General features: G+C 28.0%; 5 protein-coding genes. 1 reads left to right on the top strand and 4 read right to left on the bottom strand.

Features of this window, described 5'->3' with window-relative positions; translation table 11 throughout:
* Window positions 1-5: 5 nt before the first annotated feature.
* The 4 genes from Q0505_RS01895 to Q0505_RS01880 all read right to left on the bottom strand — a co-directional run bounded on the left by Q0505_RS01895 (window position 6) and on the right by Q0505_RS01880 (window position 9,508).
* The gene (locus Q0505_RS01895) at window positions 6-578 is read right to left on the bottom strand and encodes a hypothetical protein (protein WP_299208173.1); all 573 of its coding nucleotides are present in this window, start codon (window positions 576-578) and stop codon (window positions 6-8) included.
* A gap of 9 nt (window positions 579-587) precedes the next feature.
* Entirely contained in the window at window positions 588-2,831 is a 2,244-nt protein-coding gene (locus Q0505_RS01890; protein ID WP_299208171.1) for an SH3 domain-containing protein, read from the bottom strand.
* Window positions 2,832-2,990: 159 nt separating this feature from the next.
* Complete coding sequence (locus Q0505_RS01885; protein ID WP_299208169.1) at window positions 2,991-7,295, bottom strand: hypothetical protein; 4,305 nt, start codon at window positions 7,293-7,295, stop codon at window positions 2,991-2,993.
* Between the two features lie 557 nt (window positions 7,296-7,852).
* Window positions 7,853-9,508 carry a hypothetical protein gene (locus Q0505_RS01880; protein ID WP_299208167.1) on the bottom strand — a complete coding sequence of 552 codons (1,656 nt, stop codon included), beginning with the start codon at window positions 9,506-9,508 and terminating at the stop codon, window positions 7,853-7,855.
* A gap of 258 nt (window positions 9,509-9,766) precedes the next feature.
* On the opposite strand from Q0505_RS01880, the gene Q0505_RS01875 reads away from it, so the two are divergent.
* On the top strand, window positions 9,767-10,684 hold the full coding sequence (locus Q0505_RS01875) for a hypothetical protein (RefSeq protein ID WP_299208165.1): 918 nt from the start codon (window positions 9,767-9,769) through the stop codon (window positions 10,682-10,684).
* The last annotated feature ends 127 nt before the right edge of the window (window positions 10,685-10,811 follow it).

Here is a 10,811-nt window from a genome sequence, read left to right as displayed (position 1 = left end):
ATTTATTAACGATTAAAAATATTATTAAGAAGAGGTTTACGCTCATCATCACGTATCAAAGGAACACCCTCCTCAACAGTTAACTCATCAAGAACACTTAACACTGACCTATGAGTAAAAGTCATAAACATGGTTGCAGTATCTATTTTGTAAAACGTAATAGTGAATAATTTTTTCACTAACCAAGGACCGAAAAAAGGGATATACGATATAAATAGTTCTAAATAACTAAAGTTGTAGACAAGCCACCAAGAAAGAAAAAATCCTTTTCCAAAAGGAGCTGCACAAATATCAAAGTGATACTCTTTCCAATGTATTCTTAAATATTCTCGTCGTGAAGAAAAAATATTCCCTTCTTTCAATGCTACTCTTTGAAATCTCACTCCAGTAATACCTTTACTTTGCAACTCTTTTGTGAGAAGCGTATAAAACTCTTTAGAAGAAAATGAAAAATCATTTATTAAATGATCCCAAGTTGAATGTGCCACGGATGGTTTATCTTTCAAATAAAAATAAATTGTACAGACCAAAATGATAATCCAAAATAGTACGTATAGCGCAAATAGTATGTCTCCCATCGTAAAAAGTTATTTAGTTATTTTTTGATTTTTATACTCATTAAAAGGAATTTTAGTTTGAGTATTTATAGGGTTGAGTGCACCTCCATGCACCCAACCAATAGTACCGTCCAATAGTTCAACTTTATAATAATATTCAGGACTATATTTTTCTTTAAAGGTCGCTGATACCTCTTTATCGCCCATCTCGCCTAGATACTTTACAGCTTCCCCCAAAGTAATCGTCGTAAGAATTTCGTCTTTTGTAGAACCACCTGATCTAACGTTTAATTCTTCTACCCAACAGTAATATATATTTCCGTCAGCAAAAGTTGTCTTAGGAAGAGTATTATATTGGTATATTTCTACATCAAGAATACTAGAACTTGTATTATTATTTATACCAAATCCAATTCGACTACCATACCATTTTTTTAATGGAACTTCTCCTAAAAATTGATTATTAATACTATAGTTTAGATTTTTATCTTTCTTAATTATTTTAATGGTGTTAATGGAATTACTACCTCTTGAAATAGCGGAAGAATACTTCCACTTATCACTTTGATAAATCCATTGTTCTTTAGGTTTGTCCCAATTATTATAACCAAATGAAAAACTGCCTGTCTTAGAATAAGCTATAAAATTAAATGCACGTTTTGTAGCACCGAACACGAGAAATGTGCCATTATCATTAGTATTTCTCTTTATTTTCGCTACCAATTCAAAGTCAGAATTTCTTTTAATTTTAGAGAGATAGGTAGTACTATGTACGAATTTATTATCATCATATTCATGATAGAGATTAAGGCTTCCATTTTCTACCTTAACTCCTTTATTTTTTTCTCTTCTATATACTACCTGAGTTTCATTAAAAACATTCCACCCATTTTGATTATTTTCAAAGTCATCTTTAAAAACAAGTGATTTAATATCATATAATTTTTCTGATATCGTCATGCTCTCCATTACAGTAAAAACACGTTCAATGGGGATTTTATCTAAAAAATAAATAGAGTATTTGATTTTAGAACCTATAGGTACTTGTACTTTATTTTCGCTATATTTATTTATTATAGTATTACTACCTATTCCATAGAAGTTGACTAACAAATTTTGTTTACTTGGTAAGTCAAGAATTGTGATATTTATAGTTTTAAGATAATTACTATTTGGATAGAATCTTTGGAGTGTATTGATATCTTCACTACTATTCGTTGTTATGGCGTTGGTATAGAGTAGATCTTCTCGTAAAGTGTGTAGTTTCTCATCATCTCCATATTTTTTCAAATAGTCTGTATATCCATTAAATGATTCAGAATTAATAGCCTTGTCGTAAGCTTGAATTCTCTTATTTCTTTCGTAGATAAAATATGTTGAAACAGAAAGTATTATAATCGTAATAGTAGTAAATACAGTTACCTTCAGATTTTTTCTCTTTTTTTCTCTTTTTAGTAGTCTCAAATTTTTAACGAGTTCTCCTACCTTGGGATATTTTGTTTTAATAAGTGTGTTTAGCCCTCTATCAGCATCTGAAATATTTTTAGATTTTATAGCTTCCTGTACTTGCTGAGATAATATTATTTGTGCCTTGAGTATGTACTTCTCTATTTCCCCTAATGAAAAAAGATAATCACAAGTTTTATCTTCCTTCATCTGTTGAAAGAATTTATTAGCATCTTTTAAACTATTATGATAGTTTTTATTTTTTACGCTCTTGTTTAATTCAAGATGTCTAATATGAGTTAAATTAATAAGAAAAGTAGATATTATTTTTTCTTCTTGTAAAGATTGGGTTATTGAAGGAGGTATACTTTTATTAGCGAGTATTTTTTTATATTGAACTTGAATTTCTTCTATATTATTAAGGGAAAGGAGCGTGTGTATAGCATCTTGTTTGTTATTATTGCTCAAAAGAATTGACACATATTCAAACACGTGCTTTTTTATTGAGTTACTATCTAATAATTCAATAATTGTTAATGCATCTGAATGTTTACCTTTAGCACTTAATATTTTACTTAGTTGTAAAATATACTTCTCACTTTTTAATTTTGGAAAGAGATGATTATGCTTTTGAAAATATTCTATCCCTTTTTCAATCTCTTTTAATTGTATTAATGTTTTTGAAATCCAAAAATGAGCATTGTAGAAAGTTGGATCAATTTCAATTACTTCATAGTACTTATTAAGAGCTTTTTCAAAAGAATCAACTTTGTACATTTGATTTCCGTCACTGAAATGTTCAATGGCTTTATTTCGTATATCGCTCATAATCATTATTGTATTGATGATATGTAGCGAATGTATATTCTAATTGATTGCTGATCAATACGGGATTTCCCTATATTATTATATCAATACTCATGAAAAAATCGTGTGAATGCAGATTTGAATAATCATCTTATTATTAACTTGGAAAATAACCTAGGATTATTTTTTCATGTAATTATCAACATCATATATTTTAGATTCGTGAAGTTCATTTTTACAATTTTGTATCTTACTATATGTGTCTCTTATTTTGATTTTATACCTCTCTAAACTTGCGAAAAAATGTAAATGATTATCATTAAAATCATTATCTAGGTAGTATAAGTTTTCAGTCATTCTATCGTACGCAAATTTGCCATTATGTGATTCAATTGATTTTACATAATGAGAAATAGCTTTTTCTAAGTTATATTTAGCTTTCAAATTTGACATAGCCTGAGATCCAATGAGATTTCTTATTGTTATATACAAAGTTGTTTTTCCTATATCATCCTCATTAGCCCTTTCTATATGACACTTAGGGTCTCTTTCTATAGCATCGTAATCGTCGAAATAATTACACCAAACACTCCTCTTCTCATAGGCAAAACCAAACGTAGAGTGGTTGGTTATATATGTTACACCAAAAATTTTCAAAATACGAATCATTTCGGTTAAACAATAAATACTATCAGCAATTAAGTATTTTATTAATTCTCTGTCATGTTTAATTACCTCCCAATTTGATTGTAGAGTAGTGTTAATTCTTGTTGTTGGAAAATCTGTTGGTCTTTCAAAATACTCTTTGTATTCCTTTTTAACTACAGAGAAAACTTGATGATTCACTTTAACCTTAATATATAAGTTATTAAGGCGACTATACATACCATTAAAACTTGAATATATACTCGGATTATATTTTTGTAAGTATTCTTTTATTCCATCCGGAGAATTACTTATTGGATTATCAATTCCGAAATCGATTGTTAAAAGCTTGTATAACATTAAAACTTCATGGGCTTCACTGATTGAAGGCAAGTTATTAAGTATATAATGGAATTCTCGATCAATATCCTTGGTTTCTCTTAATTTAAAAATACTCTTTATCCTATCTATTTCTTGTCTGGTAGAGGAATGATATGATCTATATATAGAATAAAGAATTTTTTCTACTATTTTTTTTAATTTTTCAAAAAAATCTTTTTTACGTGAAATGTTGTCAAATATTTTAATTAACTCCGATTTATTGATTTCTAATACGTGTAATATTTTTATGAATTGAAAAGAAGCCTTACTATGATCATCATTTTTAAAATAAAAATAATAAGATAGAGCATAACAACAAAAAACAGTATTCAATCTTCCATTGTTATATACACTTATAATATCTTTCTTTAGACTATCTAATTTTTTTGGATCTTGTATGATTTTTTCAAGTAAGTCTAAGGTGTCAATATTAAAATTTAGCTCTTGATCGTCTTTATTGACTTCAGATAAAAGAGAGTCTCCATAATCACTCAAATTACTAGCTACCATTTTTAATTCTTCAAAACTTAATCTATCACTTTCTTGATTTATCAGGTAATCAAATATAATATCAACTACATTATCATTTTGTTCGCTCGTAGGATCTGTGCTTTGCGCAAATAGTTTCAAGGCGTTTAAATACATAAAATTAGCATCGTATTTATCTGTATTATAGTTAGAAAAAAATAGTAGATCGCCTATTTTGTTATGGTATTCAGATAATATTTTTTTCTCTAAAATAGGATTAGTGACCTTTGTTAAAAAAGAGACCTCTTTAAGTGTAAGTTCTATGTCTGCATCAGTTATCCCACCTAACTTTTCTTTATTTTGGACATGTAGTTTTGCTATAAAAGGCTGATAAAGTAATCTAACAGTTTCTAAAACAGTAGTTTTAAGAACTCCCCTGTGACTTTCTGAAGATATGGGTTGATTAAAAATATCTGTAAAATAATTGATGAAGAATTCATTTTCTTTAGAGCCTAATTTCCCATCTTTACCAACTTTGTAAACATTAATATCATTATTCTCTTTTAATTTTACATAACCTATTTTCTCTAACTCAATTTCTATACTACTCAAAATTAAATCAGATAGTTCCACATAAGCCATAAATGCTGAGGTGTAAGCTTTCTTTTTTTCAAAACTTAGTGCCAGTTTTAACATTATTCTCGACAAAACAATTATTAATCTAATACTAATTTCTTCATTATCATTTGATCTTATACTCTGTATCGCATCTTTATATATAACAGAAGCATCGTCGTATTCTTGATCATAGTAATAGAGATCCGCAAGACTTTGTTGGATATACCCTTTTGAATGAATATAATCTTCATTTATCTTGTTACTATAATCTTTATTAATTATTTCTAATTTTTTATAAAAATGACCTTTTACTTCTTGTGATTCATCGAGTGTAAAATTAAGAGCGGCTGACTCTCTATCAGAAATCTTAGACAAAAAATTAATCTCATATGATATTTTCTTCTTGAATTTGAAATCATACAAGCCACTAACGATATATTGCAAATGTGTATAGCTCAGAAAAGTAACAATATCTTCTATTAATTTTCGTAGAGTAGGAGCTTTATTAACATCAATTATTTCAGGAGTTACTTCTAAGTTTCTCCAAGAAAATCCAAAATCATGAAATTTATATAAATGGTCTATTAAATAAGATGTTGAAACCATTAGTTTATCGTTATAACGTCTCACGTAACGTGAAATATTATAGTAGTAGGGTATAGATAGGTAGTTAGTAAATCCAAAGACATGTTGAGAATAATAATCAAAATGAAGAAAAAGGGTATCTCTATTTCGTTTTCTACTTGTATCGACAACAGAAAGATATCTTATTTCCCTATACTGATTATCTCCTCTACTTAACCAGTTATTATCTTTACATATATAATTCTCTAATAAATGTGTCATTTTTTTAGGAGAACCTGAACTTCTATGTGATAGATATATTATGAATTGATTAAGTGAAAAAATAATCTTCTTAATATCTGTTTGGCTTAGTCCAGAACATGCTTCTAGATATAAATTATAAGTCTTTAATGATATACTCTTTCTTCTTTCAGGTTTCAAAAAACCAAACTTAATCCATTTTGATGTTTCTCTTCTGATCCGTTTAGGATTATCTAATCGCGCTTTGTATTTTTTATCTTTATCTTTATAGTCAAATTTTTTAGGCATTAAAAATTGACATACAAATTCCTCAGCCATTGAATGGTAATACGAAACATGAGAAAATTCATAAGAATCCTCAGATGGTGTTTTTAATGAAACAGGATCTTCTGTTAAGAAACTATTTATGTAGATAACATCATGGAAGATGCTCCCTAAAAAATAATTTCTATTACTTATATCTCCAAGAGTTGCGTCGTACATTTCCCTTCCAGCAATAAAAATAAATTTAGCTCTCGCTGTTGAGAAGAAGTGTTTTAAATTTGCTAAAATTTTTGAAGTAGCTTCTTGCCTACTTCTTGTTAACTCAGCATTGGTAGTATATTTAGAGTTCTTTAAGAATTCCTCTTTTTCTATAATTGTTGTATTCCTATGTGCTTCAATTTTATCTAGCTCATCAAACACAAATATGAACTTAGGCTTAAAGAAAAATTTAATCCTATCAATATATTCAAATATATCTAATAATGCTATTTCAATATCTCTAGACCCTGCAATCGTATATGCTAATTTCTTACTGAATAATTTATTCAAATAAGAATTTTTAATACTTATTTTATTTTCTTCTGTTATGTATGTATCAATTCTGTTATTTAAAAAAATTAATTTTTTTATGGCAGAAAAATGATTGGGGAAAATATTATAGAATGTCCTGTGTATTAAAAATCTAATTAATTTGAAAAATAATATTGTGGACACTATAAAAAATGAAGTATCTAAAATCTTACTATTTATAGATATGTAGCTTGATATTTTAAAACTACTGAAAGCTTTAAAGAAGGTGTAAATATCCTCTAAACCAATAATTTCTGATAAGTATAATATGCAAAATGCAATATAAGATGGAATAAATGTAATAGATAAAATACTAAAAATAAGTTTTGAATGCCAATTGATATATTTATCTAAAAGCGACTTGGCAATTAAATTTAGTATATCCTTCTCTTTTAATTCTTCATGCCCGAGGTTAATCTTAACAATTATTGGCGGATTTATTTTTTTTAATTTAAAAGGGAGATTAAAGTGTACTAAGCGAAATAAAACCTTGTTTATTAAACTAGTCTTTCCTACACCTCTATATCCAGTAATTAGATAAGCACCAGACTTAACCTCACTTTTTGTTAATATATTATATAATTTGGTTTCTATTTGATTTCTTCCTCTGAAACGTTCGTCTATTTTATCTACGGTAGATGGGCTATGAAAGAATTTATAGTTTTTTAGTTCAATATAGATTTCTTTTAAATTAGAGTACTCGTAATCGGCCATTACAATAATAATATTATTAACTTTTAAACATTTAGGAGGGGCGAAGTCATATTGTTATAGGCTTACTGTAACAATATATATTCTCATAAAACTGAGGTTCAGCGAATTATTGCTATAAATCTAATAGAATATGTAGAAATATAACCACGTATTTATACCTGATATTCTATCATTATTTAGCAAAACAGACCTTTAGTAATAGAGTAACTAAAAGATTTTATATCATATTTTGATCCATTCCAATAAGTATAACTAGGATTGCTATTTTTTGGGAGGAGTTGGTTTTGGTGTAGGTTTACTAGGTGGATTATTTCCTCTTCTTGGACCTGATGGATTTCCTGTCTTACTTGGTGCGTTAGTTGGTGCCTTTTTTGCCATAGTCTTTATATTATATTTAATAGTTTGATTTTATAGACATAAATAACTGAATAATAATATTTAATTTCTTACGGGTTTCCGTAATGAACTTGAGAAAAAAGATATTTGTTTAAGAATTGTTAATCAATATAGGGTGACTAACAGTCTAAAAGAGGCATTTTGAGAAACTCGCATACTTTTTATTTATCCTTTCTATTCTTTTCTAGAATGTAAAATGCACTTCCGAGTTGAAACCTTGAAAAGTTATTATTTATATCTTCAAGATCATGTACAATACTATATCTGACAAATAGTTTAGATGAAGTAGAGATATCTAAATATGCCATAAACTCAATAGTATTTATCCAATTACTTTTAGTATTTAAAGCACTCAACAAATCTGATTGATCACTTAAAATTTCATAATAAGATAGTTTATCTGATACCTGAACTCCATATCTTCTCTCTGGAAAGAAGTGGGCTTTTACTTGGGTTGTCCATTCTAAAGAATTTGCATTCTGCCCCTCTTCATCATCTGAAAATCTAAATCCGCTTCTAGAAAACTCTAGACCTGTTTCAAGAAATGCATTTAGCTTCAAGTTTTGATTTTCAAAGGAAACTAAATTAAATGATCCCCCTGCTGAAAAATTTCGATATTGATACAAGTCCAAATTGTCAAATACATTATTTGTCGGTTGCAAAAATTTATTATTTTCTTCGATTTTAGAGAGCAGTATTTTTCCATCTAGATATTCAAGAAACCCACCACCTCCACCAAATAAGTCTCCTCTAGCAGTATTTATATTAAAACGTTTAGCTACTTCTATTTGTACAATTCCATTAGGATTTTCTTCTTCTAATGCACCAAGCAAATCTGAATAGACAATAGCTTCAAGAATTTTAGTAGATTCTTCTTTATATAAATTTGATGATTGTTGATGTTTATCTAAAATTATTTTTTGTTTGTCAGGGCTGATATCATTGGCGTTTACATCAATAATCCTCTGATAATTTATTATATCATTTACATAAATAAATAATTTTTCAGTGCTATGTGTTGGGCTATAACCACTTTTAACTTGTTCAGACTTATCTTCAATTTTTACATTGAAATTCTTACCACTAACAAATATTGGAGTAGTTGGAGTTTGAATATCATTAACTTCTACATCATAATCATAAAGACTAAATAACCTCATTTTTCTAAACCCCCCGATATTACTTATTGAAGATACTCCAATAGAATATTTATTTACAAATGTTACATCTATATCATCTATTTTCCCTCGAACTTCAATTTTCTCAATAAACCCTGCATAAAAAGATATTTCTATGACAGGATTTATTAATTTACCAACCTTCCTATCAGCACTATGGCTTTTTAACTTATTCTCAACAGATTTTTCATGCCTTATAGATGAATATACTTCAAATTCTTCATTTTTTAAACTTACTGTTGCGACTTGTGGTCTTTCATTTATCGTATAAAAGTATGAAGCAATGTCTGAATATAATTTTAATAACTCAATTTCATTTGCAGCCAATGCATCATCATAAACATCTGGGACCAACCCTTTTTGTTTTAGTATTGGAAAAGAGATTATGAACTTTGACTTAAACAAAACATAAGAGAAAGGTTTCATCTTGAATGAAGTTCCTCTATTACTATCCTTGAAAGATTCAATAATAACAGTATAAAAACCATTTTCATTTTGAATAACTTTTAAGATAGGTTCTTCAGTAACATTTCCTGACTTTAATATTATGCCAGTGTTTTTCAAAAAAGATTGATATTCTTGTGAAAATGCAGAATAGTAGAAACTTAGAAAAACGAGTAATAGTAAAAATTTTTTCATAAAAATTGTGTTTGGTTACTTTACCATTTTACATAAGTAAGCTTGCTATTGAGTTTGGGAATCAAAACAATTGTGTAATATCTGTAAAGGATTTGTTATTTCATTACGGAAAACCGTAATGAACTTGAGAAAAAAGATGTTTATTCAAGAATCGCTAATCAATACGGGATTTCCCTATAATTAAAATAAGCGATCCTTATAAGGATTTCTAGTTTAGAAGATTAGAATTATCTTTCCCTAAAATTTCAATTATCATATATGATTATCAAATTATTTGAATCAGCTAAAGACTTTACGGGGAGTAAAATAAAAAACCCATTTTTCGGGACGTATCTTTTCGTCTGGATATTACGAAATTGGGATTTTATTTATTCATTAATCTATTTTGATAGTAGTACTAATTTAGAAAGTAGGTTAACCTATATGAAAAGCTATTTGACTGAAAATAGCTTTCTCTATGGTTTATTAATAAATCTAGGAGTAACATTCCTAATTCTCTCATTATCCTATGTGCTATTAAACCTCTCTAGGTTTATTGTGAATTATTCGGAACTTAAAATAAAGCCTTGGATAGATAGTAAAATAGACTCCAATAACATTGTAACTAAGGAGCGATATAGCAGATTAGAACTAGACAGAAATGAATTATTAAGCTCACTAGAAAGCATTAGGGACTCTCTATCAGCTAACGAGAGAGAATTAAAAGAAAAAAACGATACAATAAAAAAATTAAAAAGTACTATTGTAGATAAGCAACTAGATATTAATGAAGTTGAAAAAAAATTAGAAAACACACAAGGAATAGTTGACAACAATCAAAGGCTCTATAATTACAATAATGAAAAAATAGATAAGCTTAAGACTATTGTCTATTTTTCTTTTTCTAGTTATTTAAAATTATCTGATAGTTCAACAATACGATCATTTGCTACTTTATACGATAAAAGTTCCGATGATGATAAGATTATCGCCCATACGACTTTTTTAAAACAATTAGAAGACTTAAGGTTATTAGAGGTAGATAGTAATAATGGTGAATTCTTGTTTAGCGAACTTGCACATTTACTGAGAAAATCTATAACAGAAATACCCTCTGATGTTTTAAAAAAACCTACTATAGATATACAAGAAGGGCTTCGAAAATACCTTGGAGAAGGAACGATAAAAAAAATATAAAGTGGATGTGAAATGAATTTTTTCTAATTAGTTATATTTCCGAATCCTCTGGGTCTGTAAATTAAACTCTGTCTGTTGTTTCAATTCCTCTGGGGCTAGCCCCAGAGGAATTGGTATTTAAAATCAG

The organism is uncultured Dokdonia sp., assembly GCF_937910895.1.
Lineage (GTDB): Bacteria > Bacteroidota > Bacteroidia > Flavobacteriales > Flavobacteriaceae > Dokdonia.
Note: the sequence above shows the minus strand (reverse complement) of the source record. Positions and strands in the feature narration are given on the sequence as shown.